Raw genomic sequence first — 16,368 nt, forward strand, 5'->3', positions numbered from 1 at the left:
CTCGTGTGACGACCCGAAGGGGCGGCATTTTGCCGCCCCTTTTTGTTTGCCTCATGCGAAACTCGTTTTGTGCCCGCAGCGTAGCCCTGTCATGGCTCGGCTGCATTCGCACCGGATCGCATCACGCTGCCACATCAGGGAGACCACCATGACATCGATATCCCGACGCCATCTCGTCACCGCTGCCGCCGGGGTCGCGGTCTCAGCCGCCGCGCCGCGTTTCGTGTTCGCACAGGCTGCGCCGGCTCCCGCTGCTCCAGCCGCCGCGCCCGCCACCGGCCCCTTCACGCTGCCGCCACTGACTTACGCTGCCAACGCGCTCGAGCCGCATATCGATGCCAAGACGATGGAAATCCACCACGACAGGCACCATGCAGCCTACGTCGCCAACATGAACAACGTCGCCAAGATCAATCCGCAACTCGGGACGATGCCGATCGAGAACATCCTCGGCAACCTCAACGCGCTGGATGACTCGATCAAGTTCACCGTGCGCAACAACCTCGGCGGCCACGCCAACCACACCATGTTCTGGAGCATCATGGGCCCGAACGGCGGCAAGCCGGAGGGCGAGGTGCTCGCCGCGATCGACAAGGACCTCGGCGGTCTCGAAAAATTCCAGACCGATTTCAATGCGGCCGGTGGACGCCAGTTCGGCTCGGGATGGGTGTTCGTCACCGTTACCAAGGACGGCAAGCTCGCCATCGAGACGCGTCCCAATCAGGACTCGCCCATCATGGACGGCAAGCGCGTGCTGATGGGCAACGACGTCTGGGAGCACGCCTATTATCTGAACTACCAGAACCGCCGCCCCGATTATCTCAAGGCGTGGTGGAACACGGTGAACTGGGCGAAGGTTTCCGAGCGCTATGCGGCGGCGAAGGCCGGAACGCTGACCATCTGACGTCTGTATCGGGAAAAGACAAAAGGGCGGCTTTTTAGCCGCCCTTTTTCGATTCATGCGCCCATCATGGAAAGACCGTAGGTTGCGGCACCTCGTATCCTGCAGGCGCTATCGATCAGAATTACTTATCTGAGGGGAAAGAAAAACCGACTGGACCTGATGCTGGAATTCTTCCAATGTCCTGCCGGAACGGTTCTGATTGTACCGTCGCCCATGGCGAAACGCCCCAGCAACAGCGAGCGCATTTCAGAGACCTGAGAGCAATCGGGTCCTGGGCGGCACATCGGATCACACCGGCGAACGAAAAATCAAAGAACGATCGGAGAAGAACATGGACGCAAAGACTGACGACAAAGGCCTGGGCAAGTGCCCGGTCAACCATGGCGCAGGCGGTGGCACCCAGAGCAGTGCCTGGTGGCCCAATCAGTTGCGCGTCGATCTCCTGAACCAGCATTCGTCAAAGTCCGATCCGCTGGGACAGGCCTTCAGCTATCGCGAAGAGTTCGGCAAGCTCGACTACGAGGCGCTCAAGAACGACCTGCGCAAGCTGATGACCGACTCGCAGAGCTGGTGGCCCGCCGACTTCGGCCACTATGGCCCGCAGTTCGTCCGCATGTCGTGGCACGCAGCCGGCACCTACCGGCTGGCCGATGGCCGTGGCGGCGGTGGCCGTGGCCAGCAGCGCTTCGCCCCGCTCAACTCGTGGCCCGATAACGTCAACATCGACAAGTCGCGCCGCCTGCTGTGGCCGATCAAGCAGAAGTACGGCCAGAAGATTTCATGGGCGGATCTGCTGATTCTCACCGGCAACGTCGCACTTGAGACCATGGGTTTCCGCACCTTCGGTTTTGCCGCAGGTCGCGAGGATGTCTGGGAGCCGGATCTCGACGTGAACTGGGGCGCTGAAACCGAGTGGCTGAAGCACCGGACTCTCGACAAGTTTCCGGCGCCGCTCGGCGCCACTGAAATGGGCCTGATCTACGTCAATCCGGAAGGTCCGGGCGCCAACGGCGATCCGCTGTCGGCCGCTGCGTTCATCCGCGAGACCTTTGCCCGCATGGCCATGAACGACGAGGAAACCGTTGCGCTGATCGCCGGCGGCCACACCTTCGGCAAGACTCACGGCGCTGCACCCGAATCCCACAAGGGACCGAATCCGGAAGCCGCGGGCCTCGAAGAGCAGGGCCTCGGCTGGACCAGCAACTTCGGCACCGGCTTCGGCGCGGACGCTGTCGGCAGCGGCATCGAAGTCACCTGGACCCAGACGCCGGCCCAGTGGAGCAACTTCTTCTTCGAAAACCTGTTCAAGTACGAATGGGTGCAGACCCGCAGCCCCGGCGGCGCAATCCAGTGGGAAGCCAAGGACGCCGAAGCCGTCATCCCGGACGCGCACGATCCGTCGAAGAAGCGCAAGCCGACCATGCTGACCACCGACCTGTCGCTGCGCGTCGATCCGATCTACGAAAAGATCTCGCGCCGCTTCCTGGAAAATCCCCAAGCCTTCGCGGAAGCCTTCGCGCGCGCATGGTTCAAGCTGACTCATCGGGACCTTGGCCCGCGCTCGCGCTATCTCGGCCCCGAAGTGCCGAAGGAAGTGCTGGTCTGGCAGGACCCGGTGCCGGCCGTGAACCACCCGTTGATCGACGACGCCGATGTCGCGGCGCTGAAGAGCAAGATCGCAGCTTCTGGCCTCTCGGTGTCCGAACTGGTCGGCACGGCGTGGGCTTCGGCCTCGACCTTCCGCGGCGGAGACAAGCGTGGCGGCGCCAACGGCGCGCGCGTTCGCCTCAGCCCGCAGAAGGACTGGGAGGTCAATGACCCGGTGCAGCTTGCCAAGGTCATCGCCGCTCTCGAAGCGGTCCAGAAGGAGTTCAACGTCGCGAACTACGGCGGCAAGCAGGTCTCGCTTGCGGACCTGATCGTGCTCGCCGGCAATGTCGGTGTCGAACAGGCGGCGAAGGCGGCCGGTCACAGCGTGGCGGTGCCGTTCACGCCCGGCCGTACCGACGCCACGCAGGACCAGACGGATGTTCATGCATTCTCCGTCATGGAGCCTCTCGCGGACGGCTTCCGCAACTACCACAAGGCGGGAGCCGCTCTCGGTGAAGTTGCCCTGATCGACAAGGCGCAGTTGCTGACACTGACCGCGCCGGAAATGACCGTGCTGATCGGCGGCCTGCGCGCCATCAACATCAACACGGGCGGCGTCAAGCACGGCGTCCTCACCGACAAGCCGGGTGCCCTGACCAACGACTTCTTCGCCAACCTGCTCGACATGAGCACCCAGTGGAAGTCGATCTCCGACGATCAGAGCCTGTTCGAAGGACGCGACCGCAAGACCGGCGACGTCAAGTGGACCGGCACCCGCGTCGATCTCGTGTTCGGCTCAAACTCGGTGTTGCGTGCGCTGGTCGAGGTCTATGCCAGCACGGATGCGAAGGAGAAGTTCGTCAAGGACTTCGTGAAGGCGTGGACCAAGGTGATGAACGCCGACCGCTTCGATCTTGCATCGAAGCCCGCTCTGCAGGCTGCGGAATAAGCAAAGGCCGCATTGCGAAAACAAAAAACCCCGCGACAATGTCGCGGGGTTTTCCTTTGATCTCGCCCGCTTGCGCCATGCCTCGAATCCCCGCACAAAGGGGAAAAATATTCCTCCGGGAGGCATGACCATGATGAAACTCTACTGGTCACCGCGCACGCGGTCGTTCACCACGCTGTGGCTGATGGAGGAGACCGGCGTTCCGTATGAGCGTGTTCTGATCGACATTCACAAGGGCTCGCAGCGCACGCTCGAGTTTCTTGCCGTCAATCCGATGGGCAAGGTTCCGGCTCTTGCGGATGGCGATGCGACGCTGGCGGAAGCCGCTGCGATCTGCGCGTATGTCGCCGAACGTTATCCGCAGGCGAAGCTCGCGCCGGACCTCGGCGACTCGCATCGCGCGAAATATCTGTATTGGCTGTTTTTCGCGCCGGGCTGCATCGAACCCGCCATCGCCCAGATCGCCACCAAGATGGAATTGAATCCGGTCGCCGCCGGATGGGGCGATGCGCAGCGCGTATTCGACGTGCTGGAAGCTGCGCTGGAGGAAGGTCCGTGGATTCTCGGCGAGAATTTCTCCGCCGCCGATATCGCCATCGGCTCGGGCCTGAACTTCGCCGTGCGTTCGTTCAAGATGGTGCCGGCGCGTCCGGCGTTTGATCGCTATCTCGATCGCTGCGCCGAACGTCCCGCGTTCCAGCGTGCGCAGGAACTTGCCGCGGGGTGAGGTCCAGAAGACTTCAGACCGACTAGCCGGGCACAACGCGCGGATCGACGTCCTTGGCATAGTCAACGCCGTCGAGGCCAAACCCGAACAGGCGCAGGAACTGACTCTTGTATTCCGGCAGGTCCGCCAGTTCGCCGAGGGTTTCGGTGGTCAGCAGCGGCCAGCGGCGCAGCACCTCTTTCTGAACATCGTCCGAGAGCTCCCAGTCGTCGAGCCGAAGACGCAGCGCGTCATCGACCTTGGCATCGGGGCCGAGGCTGGTCCGGAACAGGCGATCGATCTGTTCGATACATCCTTCATGAAGTCCGAGCTGCTTCATGACCTTGAACAGCACCGTCCCATAAAGCGGCACCACCGGAATGGCCGAACTTGCCTGTGTGACCACGGCCTTCAGCGCCACCACGCGCGCTGCGTCGCGCCCGAGCCGGCTGCGGATGTCGTCCGCCTTGCGGTCGAGATCGACCTTGGCGCGGCCCAGTGTGCCCTTCCAGTAGATCGGCCAGGTCAGTTCGCTGCCGATATAGGTGTAATTGAGCGTGCGGAAGCCGGGCGCCAGAACGCCTGCATCCGCGAGCCGGTCGATCCAGCGCTTCCAGTCATCGCCGCCCATCACCGCGACCGTCGCCGTCGCCTCATCTTCCGTGGCAGGCGCAATGACGGTCTCGTAAACCTCGCCGCTTTCCGTGTTGAGGGTCTTGATCTCGACAGGGGCGCCGAGCGGCTTGATCGCCGAGCGATACGTGATGCCGGTGTCGGGATCGGTCCGCACCGGCGCCGCCATGCTGTAGACCAGGAGGTCGAGCTGTCCGAATTTTTCGCGCACGTGCGCGATGAAGGCATCCTTCAATTCGTTGGAGAAGGCATCGCCTTCCAGCGTGACAGGATCTCGGCCAATTCTTTTAGCTTCGATTTCAAACGCACGATTGTTGTACCACCCGGCGCTGCCCGTCCTGGTCGCCGTAGGCTCCCGCTCCAGCGACACGCCGATGGTGTCCGCGCCGCCGGCGAAGGTCGCGACGATGCGGCTCGCAAGGCCGTAACCCGTCGAGCAGCCCAGCACGGCAACGCGCTTGGGACTCTGAGCAAGTGCGCCCTGCTTGAGAACGTAGTCGATTTGCTCGCGAACATTTCTGGCGCAACCTTCGGGATGTGCCGTCGTGCAGATGAAGCCTCGCACGCGCGGTTCGATAATCATGCCCACCCCATTTCAAATCGTTGCAATTGTTCTGCCGGCCTCTCCATCACGCGCGGAGAGGCAAAATGATATTACGCATCCAGCCGCTTGAACACGAGCGTCGCATTGGTGCCGCCAAAGCCGAACGAGTTCGACAGCACCGCGCCGATCTTGGCGTTGTCGATGCGCTTGCGCACGATCGGCATGTCGGCGAACGCCGGGTCGAGTTCGGTGATGTTGGCGCTCTCACAGATGAAACCGTTGTTCATCATCAGGAGCGAGTAGATCGCCTCCTGTACGCCGGTCGCGCCCAGCGAATGGCCGGTCAGCGATTTGGTTGCCGCGATCGGCGGGCACTTGTCGCCGGTGCCGAACACCGCGCGGATTGCATTGATTTCCGGCGGGTCGCCGGCCGGCGTCGAAGTCGCATGCGGATTGATGTAATCGATCGGGACGTTCACGGTCGACATCGCCATTTTCATGCAGCGTTCGGCGCCCTCGCCCGATGGCGCAACCATGTCGTAGCCGTCCGAGGTCGCGCCGTAGCCGACGATCTCGCCGTAAATCCGCGCGCCCCGCGCCTTGGCATGTTCAAGCTCCTCAAGCACGAGGACGCCCGCGCCGCCCGCGATGACGAAGCCATCGCGGCTGACGTCATAGGCGCGCGATGCGGTGGCCGGCGTGTCGTTGTATTTTGACGACATCGCGCCCATCGCATCGAACAGCACGGACATGGTCCAGTCGAGATCCTCGCAGCCGCCGGCGAAGATGATGTCCTGCTTGCCGACCTGGATCGTCTCATAGGCATTGCCGATGCAATGGTTGGACGTGGCGCAGGCCGACGAGATCGAATAGTTGACGCCCTTGATCTTGAACCAGGTGGCCAATGTCGCGGACGCGGTCGACGACATCGCTTTCGGCACCGCGAACGGACCGACACGCTTCGGTCCCTTGGTGCGGGTGATGTCGGCGGCATCGACGATGGCGCGCGCGGACGGTCCGCCCGAGCCCATGATGATGCCGGTGCGCGGATTGACGATGTCGGTTTCTTCCAGGCCTGAGTCGCGGATCGCCTGCTCCATGGCGACGTGATTCCACGCAGCGCCCTCGCCGAGAAAACGCATCGCACGGCGATCGACAACATCCGCTGGGTTCAGCGTCGGCTTGCCGAACACCTGCGACCGGAAGCCGAGCTTGGCATAGTCTTCCGAATGGGTGATGCCTGGCTTGGCTTCGTAGAGGCTCGCAAGCACTTCCTGAGTGTTGTTTCCGATGGAAGAGACAATGCCCATCCCCGTGACCACAACTCGCCTCATGATTCCTCGCCTTTAGTTGCTGCGCCTTGAAACTTGCGCCTTCTATTGCCCGCGCCGGTTCTATAACCGGCAATTCCGAAGCTCAATTTGCGTGAGCCTATCGATCCTGCATTATGTTCCCGGCTGCAATGCGGCATCACGCGGCAGCAGGCCAACTTTCAAATCCTTGGCGCGATAGATGATCTCGCCATCGGCCGACAGCGTGCCGTCGGCAATGCCCAGCCAGAGCTTGGAGCGCATCACGCGTTTCACATCGATAGTGTACACGACCTTGGTGACGCCCGGCAGAACCTGACCGGTGAACTTGAGTTCGCTCAGTCCCAGCGCGCGGCCTCGCCCCGGCCCGCCGGACCAGCCGAGAAAAAAGCCGACCATTTGCCACAGTGCATCGAGCCCGAGGCAGCCCGGCATCACCGGGTCTCCCTTGAAATGGCATCCGAAGAACCACAGGTCTGATTTCACATCGAGTTCGGCGCGAACGAGACCCTTGCCGTACTCACCGCCGGTATCGGTGATCTCCGTGATCCGGTCGAACATCAGCATCGGCGGCAGCGGGAGCTGGGCATTGCCCGCTCCGAACAGCTCGCCCCGGCCACAGGCCAGGAGCTCTTCATAGGCGTAGCTGTTCCGGCGGTCTTTCATCTGGATCCCTTATTTTGACATGCCGGTTCTGCGGCAACTCCGCGGGACCTCTAACATAGGCCCACCGAGGGTCAAAGTGGCTGGAACAGCCCGATTCGAGGCCGTTTTTAACCTAAAACGCCCTCCGCCAGTTGCGAAAAACTTGCATGTAACTGCATCCTTTCCTATAACTAAGGGCAACAAGCCTTTTCAGCGGGCGGTCACCGGCTGCTCCAATGCGTACGAGTGTTCTGATGGATGACGTTGTAACCAACGAGACCAAGCACGACGAGCGCGCCCACCATGGGCATGCGCCGGCGCTCACCGGATGTCCGTGGCATGACGTCAACGAAATGTTGCAATCGGTCGGGCTGCGTCCGACCCGTCAGCGCATGGCGCTGGGCTGGCTGCTGTTCGGCAAGGGCGGGCGCCACCTGACCGCCGAAATGCTCTACGAGGAAGCGACCCACGCCAAGGTGCCGGTGTCGCTGGCCACCGTCTACAACACGCTCAACCAGCTCACCGAAGCCGGTCTGCTGCGTCAGGTCAGTGTCGACGGCACCAAGACCTATTTCGACACCAACACCAGCGCGCATCATCACTTCTACATGGAAGGCAACCACGAGCTGGTCGATATTCCCGACCCGAACCTCGTGCTGCAGAAGATGCCGGACGTGCCGGAAGGCTACGAGATCAGCCGTATCGACATGGTCGTGCGCCTGCGCAAGAAGCGCTGAGCCGCTCTTCATTGTCTTGAATACAAAATCGCCGGGCCCCGCCCGGCGATCTGCTTTTGGACGTCAGTTCACCTTCTCGTCGGCATAGACGCCCCACAGCCGCTGCTGTTCGATCCAGCCGTCGAAACCGCTGCCGGCAACGCGGCACCAGCCGTTGTTGCAGCGCTTGACGGTCACGACCACGCCGGCCTGAAGCTTCGCCGCGACGGCGCTGCTGGCATCCGCGCTGTCATAGATCGGCGCCAGATCGTCCTTCTTCTTCATGGTGACGACTGCGGTGCGCTTGCCCGACAGCAGCGAGTGATAGACCCAGCCTTCCGCGCCTTCCGAATCGCGGACGCGCCGCCAGTTCTCGAACTCGGCGGTGATCTCCACCGGCAGGCCGGAGCGCGTGTAGATCCAGGTCACATCCTGGTCCTTGGTCGGTCCGGCACGGACATTGACGTGGTCTGACTTGAGGCTGACATAGCGCGGCACCGGCAGACCGCTGGCGGTCGCCACGGCATCCTTGTCCTTCGCCGCGAAACCGGTCGCGGACGACGCGAGCCAGAGCGCACAAATCCCCGCAAGCAACGCAAAATTCCGAGCAAATCCCATAGCAACGTTCCTTCGTGCGGCCCCCAATGCCGCGTCCCCGCCGTCCGTCGCGCCAGCGGCATCCCCGAGCACCGCGAACGCACTTTCAGGAACCTCTGAAGGGTCTGCGGGGAGCCTTGAAGACCCGCCACGCGCCCCCTGGGGTTCTTGTCTTGGCGCGGTCTTCTGCTAGAGAGGGACCACGGGCCAAGCGCCTGAAAAGCTGCGAAAAGCTCACCGGACCGACAACGAATTTCTACCTTCGAACAGGCCGGTTAATGTGAACTGAACGGCCGGACCAAACTGTCCGGAAACGGTGACTCCGCTCAATATCGAAGGGCCTCTGGAAGAATGGTTGCGGGTAAGAAAAAGCCTCTGGTGGTGGTCACGCGCAAGCTGCCTGACAGCACCGAAACGCGCATGCGCGAGCTTTTCGACACCCGTCTCAATCTCGACGATACCCCGATGACGACGGAGCAACTCGCCGAAGCCATCCGCACCGCCGATATCCTGGTGCCGACGGTGTCCGACGAGATCACCGCCGAGCTTCTCAGCCAGCCGGACATTCGCCTCAAGCTGATTGCGAACTTCGGCAATGGCGTCGACAACATCGATGTGGCTGCGGCGATTGCGCGCGGCATCATGGTGACCAACACGCCGAAGGTTCTGACCGAAGACACCGCCGACATGACCATGGCGCTGCTGCTCGCCGTGCCGCGCCGTCTGATCGAGGGCGCATCGGTCCTGACCGAAGGCAAGGACTGGCCGGGCTGGTCGCCGACCTGGATGCTCGGCCACCGCATCGGCGGCAAACGGCTCGGCATCATCGGCATGGGCCGCATCGGTCAGGCGCTGGCGCGCCGCGCCCACGCCTTCGGGCTGCAGATTCACTATCACAATCGCCGCCCGGTGGCGCCGCAGATCGAGGAAGAATTGGGCGCGACCTACTGGGACAGCCTCGATCAGATGCTGGCGCGCATGGATTTCATCTCGGTGAACTGCCCGCACACGCCGGCGACGTTCCACCTGTTGTCGGCGCGGCGGCTCAAACTGATCCGCAAGGATGCCTACGTCATCAACACCGCGCGCGGCGAGGTGATCGACGAGGCGACGCTGACCAAGCTGATCGAGGACGGCGAGATCGCGGGTGCCGCGCTCGATGTGTTCGAGAACGAGCCGGCGGTGAATCCGAAACTCGTGCGTCTGGCCAAGGCGGGCAAGGTCGTGCTGCTGCCGCATATGGGCTCGGCCACCCTCGAGGGCCGCGTCGAGATGGGCGAGAAGGTGATGATCAACATCCGCACCTTCCTCGACGGCCACAAGCCGCCGGACCGCGTGCTGCCGGGGGTGGCGTAGTTACCCGTCCGGTTTGCGACCGATCGGGTTTTATCTCTCGTCGTCCCGCGAAGGCGGGGACGACATGGTGCTTGAAACGCGGACCTCGTGTCTGAAACGCAGAAGCTACTTATGCCCGCTCAAATCCACGATGGTCGGCTTATCGCCATTGAGCGGGTTTGACGGATCGCGCGCATAACGCAGCGTCTCGAACCGCATCGCGCGCGCATCGATCATCACCAGGCGCCCGACGAGACTCTCGCCGAAACCGACGATCTCGCGGATCGCCTCCAGCGCCATCATCGACCCGAGCACACCGGCCAGCGCGCCAAGCACGCCGGCTTCCTCGCAGGTCGGCGTGGTGCCGGGCGGCGGCGCTTCCGGAAACAGGCAGCGATAGGTTGGATTGAGATTGCCGTTCGCATCCGTTCCATGCGCGCGGATGGTGGTCAGCGAGGCATCGAACACACCGAGCGCGCCGGCGACCAGCGTCTTCTTCGCCAGATAACATGCATCCGACACCAGATAGCGCGTGGAAAAATTGTCGGAGCCGTCGACCACCACATCGTAGTCACCGAGAATGTCGAGAGCATTGGCCGCATTGAGGCGCACTGCATGGGTGCGCAGCGCGACGTGCGGATTGAGCGCGCGAATCCTGTCCGCCGCGCTCTCGACCTTCGGACGTCCCACATCCGGCGTCGCATGAATGATCTGCCGCTGCAGATTGGACAGCGACACCGCATCATCATCGACCACCCCGAGGGTGCCGATGCCCGCCGCGGCCAGATACATCAGCGCCGGGGCTCCGAGCCCGCCCGCACCGATCACCAGCACCCGGGCGGCTTTCAGCGCGGCCTGGCCGGGACCGCCGACCTCACGCAACACGATGTGACGCGCGTAGCGTTCCAGTTCTTCAGATGTCAGCATTCCGGTATCCACGTCAGCCGCTGCTTCCCAGATATTTTAGCCAGACAGATCGAACCGCGGCGGCGCTGTCGCGGACAAAGATCATTATACTGGAGCATGATCCGAAAACCGGTGTCCACTTTTCGGGATCATGCTCTATGCTTGAGGGGGCTTATTACCAGTTGCGAGACCAATCATGAAATTGCCGCTCGTCATTGCCGCGATATTGGCGGCCCTGCCCGGCTCCGCCGTCGCGCAGGCCCCGGCCAAACAGCAGCCGCAGGCCAAGCAGGCGCCTACGCAGATCAAGCCGAAGCCGGTGACGACGGTGCCGATCCGCCCGGCGGTACAGACCCCGGTCGATACCGCCAAGGCCATGGAGCAAGCCGAGCGCCTCGCGATCCAGTCGGATCTGGCCTGGGTCAGCCTCTACAACGGCGTCATCAACGGCGAGGCCAGCGACCGGATGGTCGCCGCCATCAAGGCCTTCCAGAAGGATCACGGCGCCAAGGAAACCGGTGTGCTGAACGCACAGGAGCGCAGTGCACTCAGCGCCGCCGCGAAAAAATTGCAGGACAATGTCGGCTGGAAGATCGTCAGCGATGCGACCAGCGGCGCGCGCATCGGCCTGCCGTCGAAGCTGGTGCCGCTGATCGTCAGCGACGTGAGCGGCACCAAATGGTCGTCCGCCACCGGCACCATCCAGATCGAATACGCACGCCGCAAGGAAGCCGGCGCGACCACCGCGACGGTTGCCGCCAGCGAGAAGAAGCTGAACGCACGCAAGGCGGACTACAGCGTGGTGAAGCCGGATTTTTTTGTCTTGTCCGGATCGCAGGGCCTGAAGAAGTTCTATATCCGCGGCCAGACGCGGGGCGATGAAGTCCGCGTTCTCACCATCCTCTACGATCAGGCGACCGAAGGCACCATGATCCCGGTCACGGTGGCGATGTCGAGCGCCTACAATCCGTTCCCCGGCAACGCCATCGCGCAGATCAGTCCGCCGCCACGCAAGAAGGTCGAATACTCCACCGGCATCATCGCCAGCGCGGATGGCGCCATCGTTGCCGATCGTCAGGCGACCGACGGCTGCATGACCATCGCGGTGCCGGGTTACGGCAACGCCACCCGCATCGCCGACGACGAGGCGCGCGAACTGGCGCTGCTGCGCATCTACGGAGCGACCGGTTTGAAACCGCTGGCGATGGCAGGCAATGGCGCAACGAACCCCAACGTCAGCCTTACCGGCATCTCCGATCCGCAAAACCAGGGCGGACGCAATGCCGTGACCAGCGCCGCCGCCGTTGCCGCGCCCATGGGCCCCGACGTGACGCTGTCGCCCGAGCCCGCCGTTGGTTTCTCTGGCGCGGCGGCCATCGACAGTGGCGGCAAGTTCGCCGGCATCGCGCGGCTCAAGCCCGCAGCCGTGGCCGGACCAGCGGGCACGCCGCTGCCGTCGCAGGCGCTGCTGGTCTCCGCCGATTCGGTGCGCGAGTTTCTGAAGGCGAAAGGCGTCGCCATTGCATCAGGCGCATCCGATGCCAAGGCCTCGGTGCTGCGGCTGGTGTGTGTGCGGAAGTAATCCGGTTACCGACCCTGCGATTGCAATACATCACTGGGTCTCGGCTCAAACCGGGCCATGCGCGACTGCGTCACAGCCTCGCCTTATGCGCCGAAGTTCGTCACCGTTTTGACATTTCGTCCGCGCGGCGATTCCGAAATCGATTCATGGTCGCGGCGGCATCACTTCTGACAGGTTGGACACCAGAACGTCGAGCGTCCGTTCTGCGTGAACCGCTTCACCGTGCCCTTGCATTTCGGAGTCTTGCAGGGTTCGCCCTCGCGGTCGTAGACCAGAAACGAATGCTGGAAATAGCCAAGTTCGCCGTCGGTCTGGCGGTGATCGCGCAGCGACGAACCGCCTGCCTTGATGGCCGCGTTCAGCACCGTGTGGATTGAATTCACAAGACGCCTGGCATGATCGGTGGGGCCGCCCCTGCGATCCGCCAAGGTAGAAGCCTGCCGCTTCGGTGACAGGTGCGAACGAAACAGCGCCTCGCAGACATAGATGTTGCCAAGTCCGGCGACCACGCGCTGATCCAGCAGCGCAGCTTTCAGTGACGTCTTCTTGCCGGCGCAGGACCGCGCCAGCATGGCCGCGTCGAATTCGTTGCCGAGCGGTTCGGGCCCAAGACCGCGCAGCAGCGGCTCGGCCTCCATGTCCGTGCGCGGCACGATTTTCATGTAGCCGAAGCGGCGCGGATCGTTGAACGAGATCGTCGCACCTGACGCCATGTGAAACACCACATGATCGTGCGTCCGGTTCTCGCTGCGCGGATAGTGAAAGTCGCCCGGCGTGCTCTCGCCTTCGGGAAGCATCACGCGAAACGACCCCGACATGCCGAGATGCATCAGCAGCACGTCGCCGCTGTCCATGTCGGCCATCAGGTATTTCGCACGCCGGCCGAGGCCGCTGACCACCTTACCTTCGAGGCGCGCAGCAAAATCCTTCTGGAACGGAAAGCGCAGGCCATCACGGCGCGTCTCGACACGCGCGATCCGCTGCCCCTCCATCACCGGCTGCAAGCCGCGCCGGACGGTTTCAACCTCGGGTAATTCAGGCATCGGCTGCTCTCATGCCAAGGCCTTGTCTTCTTCGCTGAAGATGATGTGATTGGAGAACGGATCGTACACCGTCATGGTGGTAGCGCCCCAAGGCTGCTTCTCGAGGCCCGGGCGCATGTAGTTGTAGCCTTTGGCGGCCAGTTCGGCGTGATAGTCGGCAAGGCCTACCGTCTCGATGGTGATATGAACTCCCGGCGAACCGCCGCCATGATGTTCGGTCAGATAGAGCTGGATCGCGCCGCGCGAGATGGCCATGAACAACGGCAGGTCCGGCTCGAAGCGATGCTCGAAATCGACCTGAAAGCTGAGATAGTCGAGATAGAATTCGCGCGCCTTGCGGACGTCGAATATCCTTAAGGACGGAATGACGCGGTTGAACTCGATCGGCATCGGCACCTTCCTCGACGGCCTGCGTGTTAACCCTGAGTCAGCGGCTTTCGGTCCGCGCGTGCATGCGCATGGTATGTAGCTTACTGCCGCGCGGCAGGCTATGGTCCCGCCGCGAAAAGCCGCCTGGATTGGAAGAGTATGGAACGGCCTGACGGAACGACGCATTTCGGCTTCCGGGATGTGGAGCTTGGCGAGAAGCAGACGCTGGTGAACGAGGTGTTTCACAGCGTGGCGAAACGCTATGACCTGATGAACGACCTGATGTCAGGCGGCATGCACCGGCTCTGGAAAGAGGCGATGATTACCGCGCTCAACCCGCCGCGCTCCGATGCGCCGTTCGCGCTGCTCGATGTCGCCGGCGGCACCGGTGACATTTCCTTCCGCGCCGCCAAGGCTGCGGGTCATGGATTTCAGGCCACCGTCTGCGACATCAACGGCGAGATGCTTGCCGTCGGCCGCGAGCGCGCGGCGGCCCAGCATCTCGATCATCAGGTCTCGTTTGTCGAAGGCAATGCTGAAGCGCTCGCGTTTCCCGACAGGAGCTTTGATGCGTACACCATCGCATTCGGCATCCGGAATGTGCCGCGCATTCCGACGGCGCTGGGCGAAGCGTATCGCGTGCTCAAGCCCGGCTCGCGATTCCTGTGTCTGGAATTCTCGTCGGTCGATGTGCCCGGCCTCGACCGGATCTACGACCTGTTTTCGTTCAACGTGATCCCGCAGCTCGGCCGCGCTGTCACCGGCGACGCTGAATCCTATCGCTATCTGGTCGAATCGATCCGACAGTTTCCGAAACCGAACACCTTCGCCGACATGATCCGCGCCGCAGGTTTTTCCCGCGTCAAATACGACATCATGTCCGGCGGCATCGTCGCGCTCCATTCAGGCTGGCGTTTGTGATTTCTGCCATCACTCATACCCTGAGGCTGGCCCGCGCGGGTTATGTGTTCGCGCGCGAAGGTGTGTTCGGCTTCGCTGATCCATCCACCATGCCGCCGCAGGCGCAGTTCGCGGTCCGCATGGCGCGCTTGATCGAGCGCCGCGGCGCTGCCACCAGCGGGCGGCTGTCCCGCGCACTGACACGGCTCGGTCCGACTTACGTCAAGCTCGGCCAGTTTCTCGCCACTCGTCCCGACGTCGTCGGCGTCACGATGGCGCGCGATCTTGAGAATCTGCAGGATCGTCTGCCGCCGTTTCCGCAAGCGCAGGCCGAGGCCGTGGTTGCCGATGCCTTCGAGAAACCTGTGGCACAGGTGTTTGCGAGCTTCGGTGAATCGGTCGCCGCAGCGTCCATCGCGCAGGTGCATCGCGCCGAGGTGGAGAAGGACGGCGTCCGCAAGACGGTCGCGGTGAAGGTGCTGCGGCCCAATGTCGGCGGCCGTTTCCGCCACGACCTCAGCGATTTCATGTTCGCGGCGCGGAACATGGAGGCCGTATCGGCGGAAGCACGGCGGCTGCGCCCGATCGAGATCGTCGATACGCTGTCGCGCTCCGTGGCGATGGAAATGGATCTGCGGCTGGAAGCCGCCGCGCTTTCCGAGATGGCGGAGAACACCCGCGACGATCCTGATTTCCGCGTGCCCTCGGTGGACTGGGACCGCACCAGCCATCACGTGTTGACGATGGAATGGATCGACGGCATCGCGCTGAACGATCGTGCCAGGCTCGAAGCCGCGCAGATCGATCTTCCCGATCTCGGCCGCAAGGTGATCCAGAATTTCCTGCGCCACGCGCTGCGCGATGGTTTCTTCCACGCCGACATGCATCCGGGCAACCTGTTCGTCGACGACACCGGACGGCTGGTCGCGGTCGATTTCGGCATCATGGGACGGCTCGGCCTGAAGGAGCGCCGCTTCCTTGCGGAAATTCTGCTCGGCTTCATCACGCGCGACTATCGCCGTGTCGCCGAGGTGCATTTTGAGGCGGGCTATGTGCCTGCGCATCATTCGGTGGAGAATTTCGCGCAGGCCATCCGCGCCATCGGCGAGCCGATCCACAACCGCGCCGCTGACGAAATCTCGATGGCAAAGCTGCTGTCGCTGCTGCTCGAGGTCACCGGCCTGTTCGATATGCGCACGCGCCCCGAACTGATCATGCTGCAGAAGACCATGGTGGTGGTGGAAGGCGTCGCACGGGGCTTCGACCCCAAGCTCGACATCTGGACCACCGCCGATCCCGTGGTGCGCGAATGGATCGCGCGCAATCTCGGACCGATCGGCCAGATCGAAGGCGCGGTGCACGGCGCCGGCGATCTCGGCAAGGTGCTGGCCGGGCTGCCGGCGATTGCCGCGCGGTCGATCGCCGTCCTGAACCAGTTCGACCAGATGACCCGTGACGGGCTCGTGCTGTCCCCCGAAACGGTCGCCGCTATCGGCAAGGCCGAAGCCAAACGCAACCGCTGGCAGACGGCGGCCCTGTGGGTGATTGCCCTGACCTTTATCGGGATACTCTGGTCCATTCGCTAAATGATTGCATTGCAGTCATGATTTGATTGCATTGATAGCATTTGGTAGGATCA

Annotated in this window: 15 protein-coding genes; 8 read left to right on the top strand and 7 right to left on the bottom strand. The window is 62.9% G+C overall.

All coding sequences use genetic code 11. The features are described 5' to 3' along the window. The first annotated feature begins 148 nt into the window (after positions 1-148). The 3 genes from AC1Q67_RS10280 to AC1Q67_RS10290 all read left to right on the top strand — a co-directional run bounded on the left by AC1Q67_RS10280 (position 149) and on the right by AC1Q67_RS10290 (position 4,170). Entirely contained in the window at positions 149-904 is a 756-nt protein-coding gene (locus AC1Q67_RS10280) for a superoxide dismutase (protein ID WP_492234205.1), read from the top strand. A 331-nt stretch (positions 905-1,235) separates the two neighbouring features. After that, on the top strand, positions 1,236-3,443 hold the full coding sequence (gene katG, locus AC1Q67_RS10285) for a catalase/peroxidase HPI (RefSeq protein WP_492234204.1): 2,208 nt from the start codon (positions 1,236-1,238) through the stop codon (positions 3,441-3,443). Between the two features lie 130 nt (positions 3,444-3,573). Continuing rightward, positions 3,574-4,170, top strand: coding sequence for a glutathione S-transferase family protein (locus AC1Q67_RS10290; RefSeq protein WP_024575656.1), 597 nt, complete (start codon positions 3,574-3,576; stop codon positions 4,168-4,170). Between the two features lie 22 nt (positions 4,171-4,192). Here AC1Q67_RS10290 and fabV read toward each other — a convergent pair whose 3' ends face one another. The 3 genes from fabV to fabA all read right to left on the bottom strand — a co-directional run bounded on the left by fabV (position 4,193) and on the right by fabA (position 7,302). Beyond that, positions 4,193-5,365: an enoyl-ACP reductase FabV gene (fabV, locus tag AC1Q67_RS10295; RefSeq protein ID WP_492234203.1), complete on the bottom strand. Its 1,173-nt coding sequence runs from the start codon at positions 5,363-5,365 to the stop codon at positions 4,193-4,195. A gap of 71 nt (positions 5,366-5,436) precedes the next feature. Beyond that, on the bottom strand, positions 5,437-6,660 hold the full coding sequence (gene fabB, locus AC1Q67_RS10300) for a beta-ketoacyl-ACP synthase I (protein ID WP_492234202.1): 1,224 nt from the start codon (positions 6,658-6,660) through the stop codon (positions 5,437-5,439). A 111-nt stretch (positions 6,661-6,771) separates the two neighbouring features. After that, positions 6,772-7,302 (bottom strand): 3-hydroxyacyl-[acyl-carrier-protein] dehydratase FabA, encoded by a 531-nt coding sequence (fabA, locus tag AC1Q67_RS10305; protein WP_024575653.1) that lies wholly within the window; start codon positions 7,300-7,302, stop codon positions 6,772-6,774. Between the two features lie 233 nt (positions 7,303-7,535). Between fabA and irrA the strand changes: the two genes are divergently transcribed. After that, positions 7,536-8,018 (top strand): iron response transcriptional regulator IrrA, encoded by a 483-nt coding sequence (gene irrA, locus AC1Q67_RS10310; protein WP_024575652.1) that lies wholly within the window; start codon positions 7,536-7,538, stop codon positions 8,016-8,018. Between the two features lie 63 nt (positions 8,019-8,081). Here irrA and AC1Q67_RS10315 read toward each other — a convergent pair whose 3' ends face one another. Continuing rightward, positions 8,082-8,615: an SH3 domain-containing protein gene (locus AC1Q67_RS10315; protein ID WP_024575651.1), complete on the bottom strand. Its 534-nt coding sequence runs from the start codon at positions 8,613-8,615 to the stop codon at positions 8,082-8,084. 330 nt (positions 8,616-8,945) lie between these two features. Here AC1Q67_RS10315 and AC1Q67_RS10320 point away from each other — a divergent pair, with 330 nt between their 5' ends. Further along, a complete protein-coding gene (locus AC1Q67_RS10320; RefSeq protein WP_024575650.1) occupies positions 8,946-9,950 on the top strand; it encodes a 2-hydroxyacid dehydrogenase in 1,005 nt (334 codons plus the stop codon). Positions 9,951-10,055: 105 nt separating this feature from the next. Here the strand turns inward: AC1Q67_RS10320 and AC1Q67_RS10325 are convergent, their stop codons facing one another. Further along, positions 10,056-10,856: a HesA/MoeB/ThiF family protein gene (locus AC1Q67_RS10325; protein ID WP_492234201.1), complete on the bottom strand. Its 801-nt coding sequence runs from the start codon at positions 10,854-10,856 to the stop codon at positions 10,056-10,058. Positions 10,857-11,031: 175 nt separating this feature from the next. Here AC1Q67_RS10325 and AC1Q67_RS10330 point away from each other — a divergent pair, with 175 nt between their 5' ends. Further along, complete coding sequence (locus AC1Q67_RS10330; RefSeq protein WP_492234200.1) at positions 11,032-12,417, top strand: peptidoglycan-binding domain-containing protein; 1,386 nt, start codon at positions 11,032-11,034, stop codon at positions 12,415-12,417. Between the two features lie 161 nt (positions 12,418-12,578). Here AC1Q67_RS10330 and mutM read toward each other — a convergent pair whose 3' ends face one another. Together mutM and AC1Q67_RS10340 are read right to left on the bottom strand one after the other, a co-directional pair. Further along, on the bottom strand, positions 12,579-13,460 hold the full coding sequence (mutM, locus tag AC1Q67_RS10335; protein ID WP_492234199.1) for a bifunctional DNA-formamidopyrimidine glycosylase/DNA-(apurinic or apyrimidinic site) lyase: 882 nt from the start codon (positions 13,458-13,460) through the stop codon (positions 12,579-12,581). A 9-nt stretch (positions 13,461-13,469) separates the two neighbouring features. Further along, positions 13,470-13,850 (bottom strand): glyoxalase superfamily protein, encoded by a 381-nt coding sequence (locus tag AC1Q67_RS10340; RefSeq protein WP_492234198.1) that lies wholly within the window; start codon positions 13,848-13,850, stop codon positions 13,470-13,472. Positions 13,851-13,988: 138 nt separating this feature from the next. On the opposite strand from AC1Q67_RS10340, the gene ubiE reads away from it, so the two are divergent. Next, complete coding sequence (gene ubiE / locus AC1Q67_RS10345; RefSeq protein ID WP_492234197.1) at positions 13,989-14,750, top strand: bifunctional demethylmenaquinone methyltransferase/2-methoxy-6-polyprenyl-1,4-benzoquinol methylase UbiE; 762 nt, start codon at positions 13,989-13,991, stop codon at positions 14,748-14,750. Beyond that, complete coding sequence (ubiB, locus tag AC1Q67_RS10350; protein ID WP_492234196.1) at positions 14,747-16,315, top strand: 2-polyprenylphenol 6-hydroxylase; 1,569 nt, start codon at positions 14,747-14,749, stop codon at positions 16,313-16,315. Before ubiE ends, ubiB begins: the two co-directional genes overlap by 4 nt. Positions 16,316-16,368 lie beyond the last annotated feature (53 nt).

The organism is Afipia sp. GW823-FHT06G09 (assembly GCF_058794875.1).

Bases quoted from the DNA above. Each gene is read 5' to 3' on its own strand.
- fabV (WP_492234203.1), bottom strand. From the start codon at position 5,365: ATGATTATCGAACCGCGCGTGCGAGGCTTCATCTGCACGACGGCACAT.
- AC1Q67_RS10320 (WP_024575650.1), top strand. From the start codon at position 8,946: ATGGTTGCGGGTAAGAAAAAGCCTCTGGTGGTGGTCACGCGCAAGCTG.
- fabA (WP_024575653.1), bottom strand. From the start codon at position 7,302: ATGAAAGACCGCCGGAACAGCTACGCCTATGAAGAGCTCCTGGCCTGT.
- katG (WP_492234204.1), top strand. From the start codon at position 1,236: ATGGACGCAAAGACTGACGACAAAGGCCTGGGCAAGTGCCCGGTCAAC.
- mutM (WP_492234199.1), bottom strand. From the start codon at position 13,460: ATGCCTGAATTACCCGAGGTTGAAACCGTCCGGCGCGGCTTGCAGCCG.
- AC1Q67_RS10330 (WP_492234200.1), top strand. From the start codon at position 11,032: ATGAAATTGCCGCTCGTCATTGCCGCGATATTGGCGGCCCTGCCCGGC.
- AC1Q67_RS10325 (WP_492234201.1), bottom strand. From the start codon at position 10,856: ATGCTGACATCTGAAGAACTGGAACGCTACGCGCGTCACATCGTGTTG.
- AC1Q67_RS10290 (WP_024575656.1), top strand. From the start codon at position 3,574: ATGATGAAACTCTACTGGTCACCGCGCACGCGGTCGTTCACCACGCTG.
- irrA (WP_024575652.1), top strand. From the start codon at position 7,536: ATGGATGACGTTGTAACCAACGAGACCAAGCACGACGAGCGCGCCCAC.
- AC1Q67_RS10340 (WP_492234198.1), bottom strand. From the start codon at position 13,850: ATGCCGATCGAGTTCAACCGCGTCATTCCGTCCTTAAGGATATTCGAC.
- fabB (WP_492234202.1), bottom strand. From the start codon at position 6,660: ATGAGGCGAGTTGTGGTCACGGGGATGGGCATTGTCTCTTCCATCGGA.
- AC1Q67_RS10280 (WP_492234205.1), top strand. From the start codon at position 149: ATGACATCGATATCCCGACGCCATCTCGTCACCGCTGCCGCCGGGGTC.
- AC1Q67_RS10315 (WP_024575651.1), bottom strand. From the start codon at position 8,615: ATGGGATTTGCTCGGAATTTTGCGTTGCTTGCGGGGATTTGTGCGCTC.
- ubiE (WP_492234197.1), top strand. From the start codon at position 13,989: ATGGAACGGCCTGACGGAACGACGCATTTCGGCTTCCGGGATGTGGAG.